At 64.9% G+C, this 20,095-nt stretch carries 15 protein-coding genes; 6 read left to right on the top strand and 9 right to left on the bottom strand.

Annotated features, from left to right (window positions below):
* Nucleotides 1-1,071: 1,071 nt before the first annotated feature.
* A complete protein-coding gene (locus AC5ZGW_RS41635; protein WP_130229402.1) occupies nucleotides 1,072-2,268 on the top strand; it encodes an amidohydrolase family protein in 1,197 nt (398 codons plus the stop codon).
* Between the two features lie 128 nt (nucleotides 2,269-2,396).
* Here AC5ZGW_RS41635 and AC5ZGW_RS41630 read toward each other — a convergent pair whose 3' ends face one another.
* From AC5ZGW_RS41630 to AC5ZGW_RS41590, 9 genes are all read right to left on the bottom strand, one after another.
* Nucleotides 2,397-3,599 carry a DUF1236 domain-containing protein gene (locus AC5ZGW_RS41630; protein ID WP_130229401.1) on the bottom strand — a complete coding sequence of 401 codons (1,203 nt, stop codon included), beginning with the start codon at nucleotides 3,597-3,599 and terminating at the stop codon, nucleotides 2,397-2,399.
* Between the two features lie 99 nt (nucleotides 3,600-3,698).
* Nucleotides 3,699-4,154, bottom strand: a complete 456-nt coding sequence (locus tag AC5ZGW_RS41625) for a MarR family winged helix-turn-helix transcriptional regulator (protein WP_130229400.1) — start codon at nucleotides 4,152-4,154, stop codon at nucleotides 3,699-3,701.
* A 24-nt stretch (nucleotides 4,155-4,178) separates the two neighbouring features.
* Entirely contained in the window at nucleotides 4,179-4,883 is a 705-nt protein-coding gene (locus tag AC5ZGW_RS41620) for an ABC transporter ATP-binding protein (RefSeq protein WP_130229399.1), read from the bottom strand.
* Complete coding sequence (locus tag AC5ZGW_RS41615; RefSeq protein WP_130229398.1) at nucleotides 4,880-5,671, bottom strand: ABC transporter ATP-binding protein; 792 nt, start codon at nucleotides 5,669-5,671, stop codon at nucleotides 4,880-4,882. Before AC5ZGW_RS41615 ends, AC5ZGW_RS41620 begins: the two co-directional genes overlap by 4 nt.
* Nucleotides 5,668-7,557 carry an ABC transporter permease gene (locus AC5ZGW_RS41610; protein WP_130229397.1) on the bottom strand — a complete coding sequence of 630 codons (1,890 nt, stop codon included), beginning with the start codon at nucleotides 7,555-7,557 and terminating at the stop codon, nucleotides 5,668-5,670. Before AC5ZGW_RS41610 ends, AC5ZGW_RS41615 begins: the two co-directional genes overlap by 4 nt.
* A gap of 166 nt (nucleotides 7,558-7,723) precedes the next feature.
* On the bottom strand, nucleotides 7,724-8,923 hold the full coding sequence (locus AC5ZGW_RS41605; protein ID WP_130229396.1) for an ABC transporter substrate-binding protein: 1,200 nt from the start codon (nucleotides 8,921-8,923) through the stop codon (nucleotides 7,724-7,726).
* A 26-nt stretch (nucleotides 8,924-8,949) separates the two neighbouring features.
* Nucleotides 8,950-9,534, bottom strand: a complete 585-nt coding sequence (locus tag AC5ZGW_RS41600) for an amino acid synthesis family protein (protein ID WP_130229395.1) — start codon at nucleotides 9,532-9,534, stop codon at nucleotides 8,950-8,952.
* Nucleotides 9,535-9,570: 36 nt separating this feature from the next.
* Entirely contained in the window at nucleotides 9,571-10,476 is a 906-nt protein-coding gene (locus AC5ZGW_RS41595; RefSeq protein WP_130229394.1) for a UPF0280 family protein, read from the bottom strand.
* Nucleotides 10,473-11,912, bottom strand: coding sequence for a 6-hydroxynicotinate reductase (locus AC5ZGW_RS41590; protein ID WP_130229393.1), 1,440 nt, complete (start codon nucleotides 11,910-11,912; stop codon nucleotides 10,473-10,475). Before AC5ZGW_RS41590 ends, AC5ZGW_RS41595 begins: the two co-directional genes overlap by 4 nt.
* Before the next feature lie 331 nt (nucleotides 11,913-12,243).
* Here AC5ZGW_RS41590 and AC5ZGW_RS41585 point away from each other — a divergent pair, with 331 nt between their 5' ends.
* The 5 genes from AC5ZGW_RS41585 (at nucleotide 12,244) to AC5ZGW_RS41565 (ending at nucleotide 19,819) form a co-directional block, all read left to right on the top strand.
* A complete protein-coding gene (locus AC5ZGW_RS41585; protein WP_130229392.1) occupies nucleotides 12,244-12,711 on the top strand; it encodes a (2Fe-2S)-binding protein in 468 nt (155 codons plus the stop codon).
* Complete coding sequence (locus AC5ZGW_RS41580; RefSeq protein WP_496114093.1) at nucleotides 12,711-16,247, top strand: molybdopterin cofactor-binding domain-containing protein; 3,537 nt, start codon at nucleotides 12,711-12,713, stop codon at nucleotides 16,245-16,247. Before AC5ZGW_RS41585 ends, AC5ZGW_RS41580 begins: the two co-directional genes overlap by 1 nt.
* Before the next feature lie 67 nt (nucleotides 16,248-16,314).
* On the top strand, nucleotides 16,315-17,619 hold the full coding sequence (pncB, locus tag AC5ZGW_RS41575) for a nicotinate phosphoribosyltransferase (protein WP_130229391.1): 1,305 nt from the start codon (nucleotides 16,315-16,317) through the stop codon (nucleotides 17,617-17,619).
* A gap of 118 nt (nucleotides 17,620-17,737) precedes the next feature.
* On the top strand, nucleotides 17,738-19,033 hold the full coding sequence (locus tag AC5ZGW_RS41570) for an O-acetylhomoserine aminocarboxypropyltransferase (protein WP_130229390.1): 1,296 nt from the start codon (nucleotides 17,738-17,740) through the stop codon (nucleotides 19,031-19,033).
* A gap of 3 nt (nucleotides 19,034-19,036) precedes the next feature.
* A complete protein-coding gene (locus AC5ZGW_RS41565; protein WP_130229389.1) occupies nucleotides 19,037-19,819 on the top strand; it encodes an alpha/beta fold hydrolase in 783 nt (260 codons plus the stop codon).
* Nucleotides 19,820-20,095: the final 276 nt, after the last annotated feature.

Below are 20,095 nucleotides of genomic sequence, written 5' to 3'. Positions count from 1 at the left end.
GCGAGCGACGGCGGCTCCGAGGGGATGGCTTGGCCGGACCCCATGATCAATTTTGCTGAACTTGACGCACAGAACTGTACAGGAGAATGCAACTCGCGCAGATGGGCGCGTGCTCGCGCTCGATACGGCGGGTTAAGCTCTGTCGTTGGTATTGCTTTGGCGCTTCTCGCACCGGCGTCGTCCCCGCGAAGGCGGGGGACCCATAACCACAGGCCGATGTGACCTGCTCCGCTGTGACCGCCTGCCTGCGCCATAACATCTCCCTGTGGTTATGGGTCCCGGGTCAAGCCCGGGACGACGTGGGGAGAGATCACGATTCAAATGTCAAACAGCGAGGGGATGTAAAGTCGCGTTCTCGCGGCGCGTTGCGTCCGAGCTTTTCGTCTCGTTTCACCCTCCTCGATAGCAGAGGGTGCAGGGAAAGCCGGGTGCCGGTTGCACCCATGGGCCCCGTGCAACAAAAAGCACGGGGGTAGGACCACAGGTTCAACCGAAGCATTCCGGCTTTCCCTGCGCGATGGTTTACGGCTTACTTCGTGCTCTCCCCGGTGACCGGGCTCTTTTGCCACCGTCGCTTCGTGAGAAGCTTAGCGCCAGCGTCGGGGCGCCAGGACCACACGACTTCGCCGTCCGCTGATGTCACGCTCGTCAGTCGCGACACCCGCGTCCACCGCATCTCACCGCAACGTTCGTGACGATCGCGAGCCGCCCCTCATCCGGCGTGAGACGCGCGGAGTTAAATCACTGATTTGCCCGACGACGGAAGCGGAATGTTTTTCGCGCGAGGACTGGACAGACTTTTGCTGATTTTCCCGTCGGGTTGTTATGTCGCACCCAAAATAGCCACATCGTCATTGCGAGCGGAGCGAAGCAATCCATAGCGCCGCAAGTAGAGACATGGATTGCTTCGCTGCGCTCGCAATGACGGAGGTGGTGGCGCGAGCCGCCGCACCCTCGGCAAGGGGCTTTTCGACGACGATCATTCGTGTACTAATAAACAATCCGACTTGATCGGCACGTCAGGCCGCGGGCACAATGCGCGGCGCAGGGATTGAGCGAAAAGGACAGAGCATGGCCCACGATGCACCGCAGGCGACCGGACCGAGCAAGCTGGTGATCCGCAATATCGGGCTGTTGCTGTCGGGGGCGCTGGAGCGGCCGATCCTCGACGCCGACACCATCGTGGCCGAGAACGGCAAGATCACCGCCATCGGCCGCGCCAAGGATGTCGATACCGAAGGCGGCACCACCATCGTCGATGCCAATGGCACGACGGTGGCGCCCGGGCTGATCGACAGCCACGTCCACCCTGTTGCGGGCGACTGGACGCCGCGGCAGAACCAGGTCAACTGGATCGACAGCTATTTGCATGGCGGCGTCACCACCATGATCTCCGCCGGCGAGGTCCACATGCCGGGCCGGCCGCGCGATGTGGTCGGACTGAAGGCGATGGCTATCTTCGCGCAGCGGGCGTTCTGGACGCTCCGGCCCGGCGGCGTGAAGGTGCACGCCGGCGCGCCGGTGATCGAATGCGAGATGGTGGAAGAGGATTTCAAGGAAATGGCCGCCGCCGGCGTCAAGCTGCTCGGCGAGGTCGGCCTTGGCGGCGTGAAGGACGGCCCGACCGCGCGGAAGATGGTGGGGTGGGCGCGCAAATACGGCATCCAGAGCACGATCCACACCGGCGGCCCCTCGATCCCCGGCTCCGGTCTGATCGACAAGGATGTCGTGCTGGAGGCCGACACCGACGTGGTCGGCCACATCAACGGCGGCCACACCGCCCTGCCGGACGACCAGATCCGCTGCATCTGCGAGGGCTGCAAGCGCGGCCTCGAACTGGTTCACAACGGCAATGAGCGATCGGCGCTCTACACGCTGCGCATCGCGCGCGATATGGGTGATCTTCACCGCGTCATCCTCGGCACCGATGCGCCCGCCGGCTCCGGCGTGCAGCCGCTCGGGATTTTGCGCATGGTCTCGATGCTGTCCTCGCTGGGCGAACTGCCGGCAGAGATCGCGTTCTGCCTCGCCACCGGCAACACCGCGCGGATGCGCGGATTGGATTGCGGATTGGTCGAAGTCGGCCGCGCGGCGGATTTCGTGCTGATGGACAAGGCGCAGCATTCGCCAGGCAAGAATATCCTGGAGAGCGTGCAGCTCGGCGATCTGCCGGGCATCGGCATGACCATCATCGACGGCATCGTCCGCACCCAGCGCAGCAGGAATACGCCGCCGGCGGGCAAAGTGCCGGAGATTGTGGGACGGTAACCGCTCCGGAGTCATTCCGGGGCATCGCGAAGCATCGAGCCCGGAATCCATCTCGCCGCAGAGTGCGCGGCAAAATGGATTCCGGGCTCGCGCTACGCGCGCCCCGGAATGACGGGGTGTGGGTGCGCCTACTCGATCACCTGCACTATCTTCTGCTGCTGCGGATCGACCAGCACGATCTGGTCGCCGACAGCGAGATAGCGATAGTTCCTGAGCTCGGCATTGCTGCGCACCATCTCCTCTGGCACGGGCTGCAGCGAAAGGCAGTTCGATGCCGACGTTCCGCCCGACGAGGTCGTCGAGCCGACCGTAGTCGAAGGCCCGCGCGCCAACTCCCTGAACCTCGTGCGCATGTCGTCACTGATGACGATGCGCTCGCGGCCATAGGCTGCGGCCCCGCCATAGCCCGGCCCTTCGTCGAGGATGTCGACGACTTCGTGCCGCCGCGGATCGACGATCACGACCCTGTCGTCGACGAGCGTGTAATCGTAGTCGCGATATTGCGGAGCAATCCGCACGATGTCTGCCGGCAGCCGGTGAGGCTGGATACTCGGCGGCAACGGCTGGCCGATATTGACATTCACATTGGAGGTCCGGGTTGCCGTTCGATCACTCCGTAGCTGATCCACGATCTGCTTGCGCTGGTCGTCATTGACGTTTGCAGCGCGCTGACCGGCCTGTCCAGACGTTTGGCCGGTCCTGGTGGCCTGGCCCTGCGTCGTGTCGCTCGGCCGCGAGCTCTGCTGCTGCGTCGACGTGCCGGAGGGCTGTGCCGCCTGATCGCGCTGATCCCTGCGGTCGCGGTCCATCTGCTGCTGGCTCTGCTGCCTGGTATCGTCAGGCTGCCTGGTGTCCTGCGCGCGGTCACGTCCAGTGCGGTCCTCGCGACCGCGCTGCTGCTCGGTGGTCTCCTTGGCGTTGCGACCTTGCTGATCTTCCTTGCTCTGCTGCTGCGACGCGCTGGCTGGCGGTCGTTCGCGACGATCCTGATCCTGGCTTTGCCGGGTCGGCTCCTTGCTTTCACGTCCTTGCGGCTCCTGAGCCTGCTTGCTTCGCTCACCCGGCGACTGGCTCTCGCCGCGCTGCATGTCCCTGGCGCCGCCCCTCTGTTCAGATTGAGTGCGCTCCTTCGCGTGGTCGGCCGCCGCACCCGAGCGCTCGGTTTCCCTGGATTGGGCGCCCGAACGATCCATGTCTTTCGACTGAGCCGTGGGCCCCTGTGCGCGAGGGCTCTCCTCGCGCTTCTGCGATTGATCCGGCGCCTGCGCAATGGCCGCGCCGGCGCCGATGGTCATGGCGATTGCCGTTGTGTAAAGCCAATTCATCCTCATTGGGGGAACTCCTGTTGGTTCCTCTGCCCGCCTCTTGAATCTTAGCAATGTCAGCCGCCGGGTTTTGTTCCGCCGATAATCCGGCGGACTCTGGACGCTTCAGCGCAGCTTGCTCAGGAGCGCGATCAACGTCTCGCGCTCCTTGCCATCGAGCGGCGCCAGCGTTTCCTTGGTGATCGCCAGCGCGTTCGGCGCAGCTTTTTCGACCGTCTGCTGGCCCGCGCGGGTCAGGCTGACGAGCAAACGACGGCCGTCCTCAGGATCGGAACTGGTCTCGGTCAGGCCCCGCGCCGTGAGGCGGTCGATGACGCCCTTGATGGTGGCGACATCCATCGCTGTCAGCCGGCCAAGCTGGTTCTGCGAGCACGAGCCGGTCTCGGCGAGCTTCGACAGCGCCGCCCATTGCGGCGAGGTTAGCTCGACGCCGATCTCACGCGCGAAGATGGTGGCATGGCGCTGCCACACCTGGCGCAGCAAGAAGCCGATCTGCTCGTCCAGAATGTAGCTGATCTTCTGCGGCTTCGGGTTGCGTTTCGCGCCCCCATTCCTGGCCATTATTGAATCTCCCACCATCGCCCATCACAGCGACAGATGCGCGTCCCGAATATCGGGCCGCGCATCGAGCTCGGCCATCGTGCCGCCGAAGTAGATGCGGCCGCGCTCGATGATATAGGCGCGATCCGAGATCAGGCGCGCGAAATGCAGGTTCTGCTCGGAGACGACGATGCTCACGCCCTCCTTTTTCATGGCAAGGATCGCGTCGACCATCTGCTCGACGATCTTCGGCGACAGGCCTTCAGAGGGCTCATCGAGCAGCACCAGCGACGGGTTGCCCATCAGCGTGCGCGCAATCGTCAGCATCTGCTGCTCGCCGCCGCTCATGCGCCCGCCTGCGCGTCCCCGCATCTCGCCGAGATTCGGAAACAGCGTGAACAGTTTTTCGCGCGTCCAGTATGGCGCGTTGGCGCGCTTCGGCTGGCGGCCGACCTCGAGATTCTCCTCGACCGTCAGGTCGGTGAAGATGCGCCGTTCCTCCGGCACATAGCCGAGCCCGCCGCGCACGATCGCGTGCGTCGGCTCGCGCGAAACGTCCCTGCCCTCGAACACGATGCGCCCCGAGCGGTTCTCTACCAGGCCGACGATGGAGCGGAACGTCGTCGACTTGCCGGCGCCGTTGCGACCGAGCAGCGCGACCACCTCGCCCTCGCCGACATCGAGCGCGATATCGAACAGGATATGCGCCGGGCCATAGAAGCTGTTGAGATCGTTCACCTGGAGTTTCATACGTGCGCTCCGTCGCGGTGGCGCGCGTCATAGACCAGGCCCTCGCCGAGATAGATGGCGCGCACCTGCGCATTGCCGCGGACTTCCTCAGGCGATCCCTCGGCAATCAGGCTGCCGCGGTTGAGCACCAGGATGCGGTCGGCATGCTCGAACACGACATCCATGTCGTGCTCGGTGAAGAGCACGCCGATCGACTGCTCGCGCGCGATGGTCGCGGTGAGCCGCATCAAATCGATGCGCTCGCGTGGCGCCATGCCGGCTGTCGGCTCGTCCATCAACAGCAGCTTCGGCTGGTTGGCGAGTGCAACCGCGAGCTCGAGCCGCTTGAGGTCGCCATAGGCGAGCTCGCCGCAGGGACGCTCGGCATAGGCGCCCATGCCGACGAGATCGAGCAGCCGGCCTGCCTCCTCGCGCGCGAAATTCGGCGTCGAGCTCCAGACATTGAAAAGCTGGTGCCGGTGCGAGACCAGCGCGACCTGCACGTTCTCGCGCACGGTCATGGTGGGAAAGGTCGCGGTGATCTGGAAGGTGCGACCCACGCCGAGCCGCCAGATCGCGCGCGGCTTCTTGCCGGCGGTGTCCTCGCCCAGGATCGTGATGCGGCCGGAATCCGGGACGTTCTGGCCGTTGAGCATGTCGAAGCAGGTGCTCTTGCCGGCACCGTTGGGACCGATCAGCGCCAGGATCTCGCCGGCGCGCAATTCGAACGAGACGCCGCGCACGGCGTGCACGCCGCCATAGGATTTGGTCAGACCTTCGACCGACAGCAATGTGGGGACCATGCTCATTCGGCGGTCTCGATGCGCGAGGCGAGAAGCGGCGAGTTCGACGATGACGATTTGCGACGGCGGCTGAGGATCGACCGCAGCGTGCCGACGATGCCCTTCGGGAAGGCGACGACGATCAGCACGATGAAGGCACCGAGCACCAGTTTCGACCAATCGGTCTGGCTGACCAGCCAGATGTTCAGGGCCTTGTAGACGATGGCGCCGACCACGGCGCCGGACACCGTCTCGACGCCGCCGAGCAGCACCATGACCAGCGCATCGACCGAGAGCGAGATGCCCATGTTGTCAGGGAAGACGCTGCCCTTCAGATATGCGAACAGCGCGCCAGCGAGGCCGGCCACGGTGCCCGCAATCACGAACGCGGTCCACTGGATGCGCTTGCCGTTGATGCCGATCGCTTCGCTGCGCAGCGGCGAATCCCGCGTCGCGCGCAATGCGAAGCCGAAGGGCGAGAACACGATGACGCGCAGGATCAGAACTGCAAGCGCCGCGATGCCGAGCGAGAGCCAGTAGAAGTGCGACGGGCTTGCCGCCCACTTCTCCGGCCAGACGCCAAGGATGCCATTGTCGCCGCCGGTGACCGCCACCCACTGGAACGCGATCGACCACACGATCTGGGCAAAGGCGAGCGTCAGCATCGCAAAATAGACGCCGGAGAGCTGCACGGCGAAGAAGCCGAACACGGCGGCGCCGACGAGTCCCAATAGCGGGCCGAGCAGCAGGCAGGCGATCATGGGCAGCCCTGCGAGTTTGGCGAGGAAGGCGACGCCATAGGCGCCCAGGCCGAAATAGGCGGCATGGCCGAACGATGCGAGCCCACCGACCGACATTAGGAAATGCAGGCTGACGGCGAAGATCACGAAGATCGCGATCTCCGAACCGACGGTGAGCGCGTAATCGCCGCCGAACAATGGCAGCGCAGCAGCCACGATCAGCGCAGCAATAGCGGCGAGGCGCTCGTTCGAGGTCCAGGGCCGCCACGGATTGACGGTGAGGCCCGGCGTGCGGCGCGCCGGCGCTTCCGGCTTGCCGAACAGGCCCCATGGGCGGACGATCAACACCACCGCCATCACCAGGAAGACCAGGATGATGGAGATCTTCGGGAAGATCAAAATGCCGAAGGCATTGAGCTCGGAGACCAGCACCGCGGCGACGAAGGCGCCGGTGATGCTGCCGAGGCCGCCGATTACGACAACGACGAACACATCGACGATGATGCGCAAGTCCATCGCATGATGCACGGCATCGCGCGGGATCTGCAGCGCGCCGCCGAGGGCTGCGAGAAAGACGCCGACCGCAAACACGCTGGTGAACAGCCATTTCTGGTTGACGCCGAGCGCTGCGACCATGTCGCGGTCCTGCGTCGCCGCGCGCACCAGGATGCCCCAGCGGGTGCGCTGGAACAGCAGCCAGAGGATGCCGAGCACGACAGGGCCGAGCACGATCAGGAACAGGTCATAGCTCGGGATGTTCTGGCCGAAGAAATCGACCGCGCCCTTGAAGCCGGGCGCGCGACGGCCGACCAGGTCGCTCGGGCCCCAGATCAGCACGACGAGATCCTGGACCATCAGCGTGAGGCCGAAGGTCGCGAGCAACTGGAACAGCTCGGGCGAATGATAGATGCGCCGCAGCAGCACCATCTCGACGAGCACGCCAACCACGGCGACGACAAGTGCGGCGACAACGATGCCACCCCAGAAGCCGAGCGCGCCGGCGAAGCGCTCGGTGAGCGTGAAGGCGATGTAGGCGCCGAGCATGTAGAACGCGCCATGCGCGAAGTTCACGATCCGCGTCACGCCGAAGATGATCGACAGCCCCGAGGCGACCAGGAACAGCGAGGCGGCGCTGGCAAGTCCGGTCAGGAACTGAACGACGTAAAAGGCCATCGGCGATCCGGGTTGGAGGCTGGGTCACCTCTCCCCGCCTTGCGGGGAGAGGTCGAATTGCGCAGCAATTCGGGTGAGGGGCTCTCTCCGCGAGCGCGACTCGTGGAGACAGCCCCTCACCCCGACCCTCTCCCCGCAAGAGCGGGGAGAGGGAGGAGATCATCCATCAATCCTTCGGCCGCAGCTTCTCGATCTCGGCATCGGCAGGCAGATAGTCGGAGCCCTTCTTGTAGGAGGACTCCACCATTACGCCCTTGCCGTCCTTCAGCGCGGTCTTGCCGACGTAAGCACCGAGCGTCGACTGGTGGTCGATCTTGCGGAAGGTGATCTCGCCGAACGGCGACGGCACCGACAGGCCCTCGGTCGCCGCGATCAGCTTCTCCGGATCGGTCGAGTTCGCCTTGGTCAGGATCGCGGCCGCCGACTTGATGGTCTGGTAGCCGACGATCGAGCCGAGCCGCGGATAATCCTTGAACTTGGCCTGGTAGGCCTTCAGGAACGCCTCATGCTCCGGCGTCTTGATATCGTACCAGGGGTAGCCAGTGACGATCCACCCTTCCGGCGTTTCGTCCTTCAGCGGATCGAGATATTCCGGCTCGCCGGTCAGGAAGCTCACCACCGCGCGGTCCTTGAACAGGCCACGCGTGTTGCCTTCGCGCACGAGCTTGACCAAGTCGGCGCCGAAGGTGACGTTGAGGATCGCTTCCGGATTGGCTGCGGCAACCGCCTGCACCACCGGGCCGGCGTCGATCTTGCCCTGCGGCGGCCACTGCTCGTCGACCCAGACAATGTCGGGACGCTTCTCCGACATCAGCTTCTTGAACACGGCAACGGCGGACTGGCCGTATTCATAGTTCGGCGCGATGGTGGCCCAGCGCTTGGCCGGCAGTTTCGCGGCGGCCTCGACCAGCATCGCCGCCTGCATGTAATTCGAGGGACGCAGACGGAAGGTATAGCGGTTGCCCTTGGACCAGGTGATGGCATCGGTCAACGGCTCGGCGGCGAGGAAGAATACCTTCTTCTGGTTGGCGAAGTCAGAGACGGCGAGCCCGATATTGGAGAGGAAGGTCCCGGCGAGCATCGCGACGTTCTCGCTCGAGACCAGTTCGTTGGCCGCGGTCTGCGCATCCGCCGGCTTGCCATTGTCATCCTTGGAGATGACGATCAGCTTCTTGCCATTGATGCCGCCGCTCGCGTTGATCTCCTCCACCGCGAGCTGCCAGCCCTTGCGATAGGGCTCGGTGAAGGCGGGCAACAATGAATAGCTGTTGATTTCGCCGATCTTGATCTCGCTCTGGGCCATGGCGACATCAGCCATGCCCGCAACCAGCACCGCGAGCCCCGCCCCGATCAAATAATTCCGCATCCCTTACCCTCCAATGTCCAACAAAATTATCTCAAACCGTCTTCGCCCTTGATCTCCGCGACCGTCAGCCCGCCGACGCGCGGCAGCGGCCGGCCGGAATCGGTGACGGCGACCGCGACCATGATCTCGTTGGCCCGCGGCGCGTCATTGATCTGCACCTCCATGCCATCGAAATGGCTCCGCACGAAAGCCGCATCCTTATGCCCCAGCGGGATATCCAGCGTCGTCCCCGGACCAGAACGCTTTTTCGAGGATGGAATCAATGCGGCTCCTTTACTCAGGACCTTGCGGACGGGCGCTCCCATCTTGGGATGCAAGATCGCGGCCGCATGTTCGAGCTCGCCGTTTTCGCCGACGGCGGCGGCCTTTCCATAGGAATGCGCCTTGGAGCCCTCGATGCCAAGCGCCGCCACCGCTCGTTTCGACAGCAAGTCGCCGAGTTCCTCGCCAATCGCGATCAGAGACGAAAGGTCCTCGACATAGCGGCCGGCAAAGGGGTTCTCGATCACCGCGATCGCCGCCGCGCGCCGGGTCGGCGGAGCGATGGTCTTACCCATCTCGATGTGGGTCTCCTCGACCACGGTGACGATCTTGCGAATGATGGCACTCATCGGTTTCCGCCCTGTTGTCTTCGGCCCGGTTTCTGATCAGGTCCGCGCATTCTCTATCGCGCATTCATGAACGAGTTGCGATTCCGGCACGCTAAGCGCACGCGCCCGCACGATCACCGTCTCGCCGAACAGGCGCAGCGCCGCGCTCTCGATCAATCCTGCCGCAAGGCATTCTCGCGCGCAAACCGCACCCGCTTCAAGGGCATCGGTGATCTCGCGAGCCGACAATGTGCCGACCTCCCGCGTCACCAGGCGCGGGCCGAGGTCGCTGTCGGGCTGCAGTTCATTTGCCGGGCGGCGGACAATCTTAGGGTTTCCGGGCAGGTCGACGGCGTTGGCGATGACGGTCGCGGCGGCATCGGCTTCCGAGGCGGTCCGCGCCAGCACGGAGACGGCATCGGCGATGCCGAAGGAGAAGCTGCGCCCGTGACGGCCGCTGGTGGCGATGCCGCGGACGGGATCGTCCGCGTGGATCACCATGGTCTGCAACAGGCCGCGATGATCGGGACGGTCGATCAGGCCGACAGTGAACTGCTCGTTGCCGGCAAGATGCAGGGCGATGTCGCCGCCATTATTGACATAGGCGCGATCGAGCGATGCTGCCTCCAGCATCGCGCCGAGGATTTCTTCCGCCACGCTGCCCGCGACCGCTGCCATCGGCGTGATGAAGCGGTCGGCGGCGAACGGGGCCACCGCCGCATGCATGCGGCGCGCGATGACGCCTTCGAGCGCGCAGTGCATCGGATGGGCCGCCTTGCGCAATTCGCCGAGCTCCATGCAAAGCCCGTCCAGCAGGCCGGTGAAGCGGCACACCGCCGCATCATAGGCTGCGCGCACGGCAGTCTCGCTTCCCGTTGCCTCCACGATCAGATCGATCGGTCCGTCCTGCAAATGCAGCCGCTTGCCATCAGGAAGAAGCGCGATTTGCGGACGTCTCGTCATGGTCGCCTCCCCGAAGTGAAGAGCATCGGCCGGATCTCGGCGCTGTCGCGGAGCGATGACAGCGGCCGCACGTAATCCATGTGGCCGCCGAGCGCCGCATAGTCGGAAAGTCTTAGCGTGAACTCGATCGGCGCGACCAGCGCCGGCGTCGGCACGTAACCAAATGCCCCTATCGGCATCTGCGTGACATCGACCATGAAGGTGATGCCGCCGCCCGGCCAGACATAGACAGGTGCGCCGCCGCTGGTGACGCGGGTCAGCGCGTCCTTCACCGAGCGCGTCAGCCGCACCGGGTTGTCGGTGACGCCGGCGCGCAGCGAGCCGCCGGCGCCGGCCATGAACAGCACGGTGCACAGCGCCGGCTCGCAATTCTCCTGGATGCGCTCGACCGAGAATTTCAGCTCGGCCGGCATCTCCTGCTCGATCGGGCGCAGCGCCTCGTCGAGCACGTAATAGGCCGCATGCTCGCCGGTGGTCGAGACCATCAGCATGGTCAGCCCCGGCCGCGCTTCCTTGGGATCGAACGGGCCGAGCACGGAGAGCGGATCGGAGATCCTGGTGCCGCCCCAGCCGGTGCCGGGCTCGGCAACCTGGAAATAGCGGCCGGGCGTCGACCGACGGCCTTTCATCTTGATGCCGGTGTCCGCGATATCCAGCAGCTTGCCGGCCTGGTGCTCCGAGAGCACGCCGGTGATGTGGTCATCGACGACAACGACCTCGTCGACCTTGCCGTGCCACTGCTTGGCGAACATGCCGATGGTGGCCGAGCCGCAGCCGACGCGCATGCGCTCTTCCTGCACGCCGTTGACAACAGGCGCCTGGCCCGCCTGCACCACGACGGTGGCGCCGCCGTCGATAGTGAGTTCCACCGGCTTGCAGTTGGACAGATCCATCAGCGTGTCGCAGGTGACGCGGCCCTCCTTCTTGGAGCCGCCGGTCAGATGATGCACGCCGCCGAGCGACAGCATCTGCGAACCGTATTCGCTGGTGGTGACATGCCCGACCACCTCGCCCTGCGCGCGCACCGCTGCGGTCTCCGGGCCGAGATAGCGGTCGGTGTCGATCTTCACCTTGACGCCGCAATAGGAGAAGATGCCCTCGGTCACGACGGTGACCATGTCGACGCCGTCGATAGCCGAGGACACGATGAAGGGCGCCGGCTTGTAATCGGGATAGGTGGTGCCGGCGCCGATCGCAGTGACGAAGATATCGCCCTGGTGGACGATCTTGCCGTCCCAGTCGCCGCTCGCCTGGAACGGCACCACGCGCCCGCCATGCTCGAGCGCGCGTGACAGCACGATATGCGGATCGACGCGCACCAGCCTGCCATCATGATTGGCATAGCGGTCGCAGGCGCCTGCCGCGCCCGGCTTGATGTAGCACATCACCGGGCAGGCATCGCAGCGGATCTTGTCAGAAGCGGCAACGTCGGCCATCGCGAACAAGCCTGGTGTTGGGAGGCGGCGTTATCATCTCCCCGGGGACATCAATCATCGGGGATATCGTTCGTATACGAATGATCCTGCGCGCAGGTTGTAACCCTGTCAAGCGGGTGCAATCGCGAAAAACCACACCTGCCGAATAAAACCTCATTTGCCTCCCCGCTTTGTCCAGAAAGCGGGCAGCGCAGTGCAGCAAATGGCAGACGGCTTGCACGTTTGTACACAAACGTTATCCTCCGATGCACCGGTCGTAGATTTTGCGATCGCTGATTTTGCAATGCAATCATCGAAACACCTATCGAAGTCCTTGGGGAGCACGAGCACGATGCGCCTGACCGTCAACGGCAGGATTTTCGATGTCGACGCCGCTCCGGACACCGCACTGCTTTACGTGCTGCGCAACGATCTCGAACTGAACGGACCGAAATATGGTTGCGGGCTCGGCGAATGCGGCGCCTGTGCGGTGCTGATCGACGGCGTCGCGGCGCGATCCTGCGTGATCCCGATCGATGGCTGCGTCGGGCGCGACATCGTGACGCTCGAAGGGCTCGGCGCGCGCGAGCGTCCCGATCCCGTGCAGCAAGCCTTCATCGCCGAGCAGGCCGCGCAATGCGGCTACTGCCTCAACGGCATGATCATCACGACCAAGGCGCTGCTCACGCGCAATCCGCGTCCGACCGAAAACGAGATACTGGAAGCGTTGCGCTACAATCTCTGCCGCTGCGGTGCGCATATCGAGATCGTCCGCGCGGCGATGCGCGCGGCCGGCCACGAACTTGAGGCGCGCGATTGATGGCCTCGCAAGAGAATCCGGCGCGGCCGCTGGGGTCGCTCTCCGTTGTTCGCCGGTCGGACGCGAACGGCGCGTTCGAGACCTTTATCAAGATCACGGCGGATGGTTTTGTCACCGCCTATAACGGCCATGTCGATCTCGGCACCGGCATCCGCACCGCGCTCGGGCAGGTCGTCGCCGAAGAGCTCGACGTATCCTTTGCGCGCGTCGTCGTGGTGCTCGGCGACACCTCACAGACACCCAACCAGGGTCCGACGATCGCCAGCGAGACCATGCAGATATCGGCGGTGCCGCTCCGCAAGGCGGCGGCGCAGGCGCGGCACTTTTTGGCCGCACGCGCGGCCGAAAGGCTCGACCTATCGAGCGACGAACTCGTAGTCGAGGATGGCTTGATCCGCGGCAAGGACAACCGCAGCGTCACCTATGGCGAGCTGATCGCGGACGAGATCATTCGACTCGAACTGGCCGACGATGTGCCGGTGAAGGCCGTCGATGCCTATTCCGTCGTCGGCCAATCCGTGCCGCGCGTCGATCTTCCGGCCAAGGCGACCGGCGAACTGGTCTACGTCCACGATGTGCGCGTGCCCGGCATGCTGCACGGCCGCGTGGTGCGCCCGCCCTATGCCGGCGTCGACGCCGGGCCGTTCGTCGGCACCAGCCTGATTGCAGTTGATGAAAGCTCGGTGCGCAACATTCCGGGCCTCGTCGCGGTCGTGCGGATCGGCGATTTCGTCGGCGTCGTCGCCGACCGCGAAGAAAACGCGATCAAGGCGGCGGCGCAACTGAAGGTCACTTGGAAACCAGGGCCGACGCTGACCAGTCTGGACGACGTCGAGCAGGCGCTGCGCGCCAATCCATCGACGCCGCGCACGCTGCTCGACAAAGGCGATGTCGACAGTGCAATCAAGGGCGCCGCGAAGCCGATGCAGCGGACCTATCTGTGGCCGTACCAGATGCATGGCTCGATCGGCCCGTCCTGCGCGGTGGCGGACTATCGCGACAGTGCTATCCGCGTCTGGTCGGGCACGCAGAACCCGCACCTCCTGCGCGGCGATCTCGCGCTGCTGATCGAGCGGCCGGAGACCGAGATCGAGGTAATCAGGATGGAGGCGGCCGGCTGCTATGGCCGCAACTGCGCCGACGATGTCACAGCGGATGCGCTCTTGCTCTCGCGCGCGGTCGGCCGGCCCGTGCGCGTGCAGTTGACGCGCGAGCAGGAGCACGCCTGGGAGCCGAAGGGCACCGCGCAACTGATGGACGTCAACGGCGGCCTGAACGCGGACGGCAGCGTGGCCGCCTACGACTTTGCCACGCGCTATCCCTCGAACGGCGCGCCGACGCTCGCGCTGCTGCTCACGGGGAGGATTGCGCCGACGCCTGCTGTCTTCGAGATGGGCGACCGCACCGCGATCCCGCCATACGACTACGACCACATGCGCGTGGTCGCCCACGACATGCCGCCGATCGTGCGCGCCTCCTGGTTTCGCGGCGTCTCGGCGCTGCCGAACACCTTCGCGCATGAATCCTATATCGACGAGCTCGCGGCTGAGGCTCACGTCGATCCGATCGAATACCGGCTGCGCTACCTCAAGGACAAGCGCGCCATCGATCTCGTCAACGCGGTCGCCGAGCGCGCCGGCTGGAAGCCACGCCCGGTGCGCGAGGAGAAGGTCGCGGAAGACGACATCGTGCGCGGGCGCGGCTTTGCCTATGCGCTCTACGTCCACAGCAAGTTTCCGGGCTATGGCGCGGCATGGTCGGCATGGATCGCCGATGTCGCGGTCAACAAGGCAACCGGTGACGTCAGCGTGACGCGCGTGGTGGCGGGGCAGGATTCCGGACTGATGATCAATCCGGACGGCGTGCGCCATCAGATCGAGGGCAATGTCATCCAGTCGACCAGCCGCGCGCTGATGGAAGAAGTCACCTTCGAGCGCGGCGCGGTGACGGCACGGGAATGGGGCGCCTACCCCATCATCAGATTCCCGGAGCTTCCGAAGATCGATGTGCTGATGCTGCCGCGGCAGGATCAGCCGCCGCTCGGCGTCGGCGAATCCGCGTCCGTGCCGAGCGCGGCCGCCATCGCGAACGCAATCTATGACGCGACCGGCGTGCGCTTCCGCGAATTGCCGTTCACGCCGGAACGTATCCTGAAGGGATTGCACGGCGAGGAACCGACTGTCCCACCTGCGCTGGCGCCACCACTGCCTGCTCCATCAGAGAAATGGCAAAAACCGTTCGTGAGACGCACCGGCGTGCTTGCCGGCATCGCCGCCGTATGTGCGGCCGTCGTCGGCATCGGCGCGGCCGTGCTGCCGTGGCGCGCGATTGCGCCGATCGCGCGTCCTGACGCATCGGTCTATTCGGCCGCGACCATTGCACGCGGCAAGGAGCTTGCCGCGCTCGGCGCCTGCGCGGTGTGCCATACCGCAGCGGACGGAAAGCTCAACGCCGGCGGCCGGGCGCTGGAGACGCCGTTCGGCATCATCTACGCGACCAACATCACGCCCGATGTCGAGACCGGCATCGGCGCGTGGTCCTATCCGGCCTTCGAGCGCGCGATGCGCGAAGGCATCCATCGCGACGGCCGGCATCTCTATCCGGCTTTCCCCTACCCCCATTTTGCCAAAGCCACCGACGCCGACCTGCAGGCGCTCTATGCCTACCTGATGGCGCAGGCCCCGGTGCGCGCGATGACGCCGGAACACGAACTGAAGTTTCCTTTCAATCTGCGCCCGCTGCTCGCCGGATGGAATGCGCTGTTCCACGAGGCGAAATCGTTCCAGCCCGATCCGACCAGGTCGGAGATGTGGAATCGCGGCGCCTATCTGGTCGAAGGTCTCGGCCATTGCAGCGCCTGCCATTCACCGCGCAACGCGCTCGGCGCCGAGCTCAAGAATGCCTATCTCGCCGGCGGCTTTGCCGAGGGCTGGGAGGCGCCTGCGCTGACGTCGATGTCAAAGGCACCGATCCCCTGGAGTGAGGACGCGCTCTACGCCTATTTGCGGACCGGCGAATCCCGCTTCCATGGCGTGGCGGCCGGGCCGATGGCGCCGGTCGTGAAGGAATTGGCCGCACTGCCAGACCGGGACATCCGCGCCATGGCCGTCTATCTCGGCTCTTTCAACGAGACCGCCATTGACGGGCCGGAGCAGGAAGCGATCGCTGTGAAGCTCGAACATGCGACGGCCACAAGCGCGGTTGTGCCCGCCTCCTTCGGCGCCCGCCTCTACCAGGGCGCCTGCGCGGTCTGTCACGAAGTGGGCGGACCGCCTCTGTTCGGCAGCCGGCCCTCGCTGTCCCTGAACAGCAATCTGCACAGCGCGGTGCCGGACAATTTGATCCAGGTGATCCTGCACGGCATCCGCGAACCCGCGACCGGCGACCTCGGTTATATGCCCGGATTCAAGGACAGCATGACCGACGGCCAGGTCGCCGAACTCGTTTCCTATCTCCGGCGGCAGTTTGCTCCGGACAAGCCGGCCTGGACCGGCATCGAGGCGACCGCTGGCAGGATCAGACAGGGAACACGCTGAGCTGCCCTGCCAGAACCACTGCCACAATCCACTGGTTGGGCAGCTTTTGGCACGCTAAGGTTCCGCCATGACGTTTACCGATATTGCAACCCGAACCTACAACCATGGCTGGCGGCTCGACCCGATCGTCCGCAGCCTGCTCGACACCGATTTCTACAAGCTGTTGATGCTGCAGATGATCCGGGAGTTCTACCCGGACACGCGCACGACCTTTTCGGTGATCAACCGCACCAGCCGGGTCCGGCTTGCCGAGGTGATCGACGAGGGCGAATTGCGCGCGCAGCTCGACCACGCCCGCACCATCCGATTCAGCAAGAAGGAGCTGATCTGGCTCGCCGGTAACACGTTCTACGGCAAGACCCAGATGTTCTCGCCGGAATTCATCAACTGGCTTTCGAATTTCCGCCTGCCCGAATACGAGCTGCGCAAGGTCGATGGGCAGTATGAGCTGCATTTCCACGGGTTCTGGACCCACACCACCATGTGGGAGATCCCGGCGCTCGCGATCTTGAACGAATTGCGCTCGCGCGCGGCGATGAAGGGTCAGGGCCGTTTCGCGCTCGACGTGCTCTATGCGCGCGCCAAGGCCAAGCTGTGGGCCAAGGTCGAGCGCCTGCGCAAGCTCGACGGCCTAAAGCTTTCGGACTTCGGCACCCGCCGCCGCCACGGCTTCCTCTGGCAGCGCTGGTGCGTCGAGGCCGTGAAGGAGGGACTCGGGCCGTCTTTCACCGGCACCTCGAACGTGCTGCTGGCAATGGACAACGACCTCGAGGCGATCGGCACCAATGCCCATGAACTGCCGATGGTGGCTGCGGCGCTCGCCAATTCGGACGAGGAGCTGCGCTGGGCGCCCTACGCCATCCTCGACCAGTGGCGCCATACCTACGGCGGCAACCTGCTGGTCGCCCTCCCCGATGCCTTCGGCACCAGGGTGTTTCTGCGCGACGCGCCGGATTGGGTCGCCGACTGGACCGGCTTTCGCCCGGACAGCGCGCCGCCGATCGCGGCCGGCGAGGAGATCATCCGATGGTGGAAGCAGAAGGGCCGCGATCCCAGGGAGAAGCTCCTGGTCTTCTCGGACGCCATGGACGTCGATTCGATCGAGGAAAGCTACAGGCATTTCGCCGGCCGCGTTCGCATCAGCTTCGGCTGGGGCACCAACCTCACCAATGACTTCGTCGGCTGCGCGCCTGACGGTTCCGCCGACCTCGACCCGATCTCGATCGTCTGCAAGGTGACCTCGGTCGACGGCAGGCCGGCGGTAAAACTCTCAGATAATCCCGAGAAGGCGACCGGTATCCCCTCCGAGGTCGAGCGTTACCTGCGCGTATTCGGCAACGCCGGCCGCGTGCGCACCGCCGTGCACGTCTAGTTTTGGGCATGATCTCCGCGCAAACACTACGCGTTTGTCGCGCGGGAAAACTGGCTTCCATCTTTCCGGATCAGGCCATAAACCGCACCAATCCCGCCCCCAGCTCGCGAGTTTCAGCATGCCCGCACCCAACCCGCCTGCGTTCGAAACCCTAAGCCTGCATGCCGGACAGCGCCCCGATCCCGTGACGGGATCGCGCGCAGTGCCGATCTACCAGACGACGTCCTACGTGTTCCAGGACGCCGATCATGCGGCCGCGCTGTTCAACCTGGAGCGCGCCGGCCACATCTACACACGAATTTCCAATCCAACGACTGCGGTGCTGGAGGAGCGGATCGCAGCGCTCGAAGGCGGCGTCGGCGCGATCTGCACCGCGAGCGGCATGGCGGCGATGCATCTGGCGATCGCCACGCTGCTCAATGCCGGCGACCACATCGTCGCTTCGGCCTCGCTCTATGGCGGCACCATCAACCTGCTGGCGCACACGCTGCCGCGCTTCGGCATCACGACGACCTTCGTGAAGCCGCGGGCGCTGGACGAATTCCGCGCCGCGATCAAACCGAACACGCGCCTGGTGATCGCCGAGACCATCGGCAATCCCGGCCTTGAAGTGCTCGATATCCCCGCGGTGGCTGACATCGCGCACGACGCGAAAATTCCGCTGTTGATCGACAACACCTTTGCGACGCCCTATCTCAGCCGCCCGATCGAATTCGGCGCCGACATCGTCATGAACTCGGCGACGAAATGGCTCGGCGGGCATGGCATTGCGATCGGCGGCGTCATTGTTGACGGCGGCGGCTTCGACTGGCATGCGTCGGGCAAATTCCCGCAGCTCACCGAGCCCTATGCCGGCTATCACGGCATCGTCTTCGACGAGCAGTTCGGCAAGGCGGCCTTCATCATGCGGGCCCGCACCGAGGGCTTGCGCGATTTCGGCGCCTGCCTGTCGCCGACCAACGCGTTCCAGCTCCTGCAGGGCATCGAGACGCTCGGCGTGCGGATGGATCGGCACATGAGCAATACGCTCGCGGTGCTGGAATTCCTGACCGCGAACAAGGCAGTCGATTGGGTGCTGCATCCGGCGCTGGAAAATCACCCGGATTACGAGCTTGCGAAGAAGCTGCTGCCGCGCGGCGCCGGCTCGATCGTCAGCTTCGGCATCAAGGGCGGACGCGCTGCGGGCAAGAAGTTCATCGAGTCGCTCAAACTGATCAGCCACCTCGCCAATGTCGGTGATGCCAAGACACTCGTGATCCATCCCGCCTCCACCACCCATCAGCAGATGGACGCCGACCAGCTCAAGGCTGCCGGCATCGGCGAAGAGCTGGTGCGGCTGTCGGTCGGCATCGAGACCGCGCAGGACATCATCGACGATCTCGGCCAGGCGCTTCGCGCGTCGCAGAGGGTTTGAGCCATGCAGCTTTCGGTGAACGGGATTGAGACTTTCGCGGTAACAGGCGGAAAGCCGTTCGATCCATCGTTGCCCACGGTCGTGATGATCCACGGCGCGGGCTTTGACAGCTCCACCTGGGCGTTGCACAGCCGCTGGTTCGCGCACCACGGCTATTCGGTGCTGGCGCCGGACCTGCCGGGCCACGGCCGCTCGTCCGGCAAGCCTTTGCCGACGATTGCTGAGATGGCGGATTGGATCGCGGCGCTGTTGCAGGCGGCCGGGGCCTCGAAGGCGAAGCTGATCGGACACTCCATGGGTTCACTGATCGCGCTGGAGACCGCGGCGCGGCACCCGGACAAAGTGTCGGCACTGAGCCTGATCGGAACGGCGGCGACGATGACGGTTGGGCCTGATCTGTTGAAGGCGGCGGAGGCCAACGATCCCGCCGCGATCGACATGGTCTCGATCTGGGGTCTTGGCTTCAAGGCCGAGCTCGGCGGCTCGCTCGCGCCGGGATTGTGGATGCACCACGGCGCACAGCGCGTGCTGCAGCGTGCGCGACCGGGCGTGCTCTACAATGATCTCAACGCCTGCAATTCGTACCAGAACGCGCTGGCCGCGGCGGCGCAGATCAAGGTGCCGGTGACGTTCATCCTCGGCGAGCGCGATCTGATGACTCCAGCAAAAGCCGGCAAGACGCTGGCGGCCGCAACGCCGAACGCGCGCACCGTGGTGCTGGCCGGTGCCGGCCACATGATGATGGTCGAGCAGCCCGACGAACTGCTGGCGGCGCTGCGGACGTAGTTGATCTCTTCTCCCCTTGTGGGAGAAGGTGGCGCGAAGCGCCGGATGAGGGGTTCTCTCGACACGCTCTTGTGCTCGCGGAGAGAACCCCTCACCCAAGTGAGTTCGCGGCTGATGGCTGAGCTGCCCTCTCCCACAAGGGGCGAGGGCGTATCAACTGGCATCGCCAGGACTGCAATCGTCCGGCAACGGGCTGCTGGTGGGTAGTGTGCGGAAGGTTCTGCAAAAGGCTGAGAGGCTGGAGCGGTCATGGTAAGTCCGGTGATTGCGAAGATC

It is taken from the genome of Bradyrhizobium sp. Crot121 (assembly GCF_059512385.1).
The sequence above is the reverse complement of the archived record's forward strand: the minus strand, read 5'-3'. Positions and strand labels throughout refer to the sequence as shown.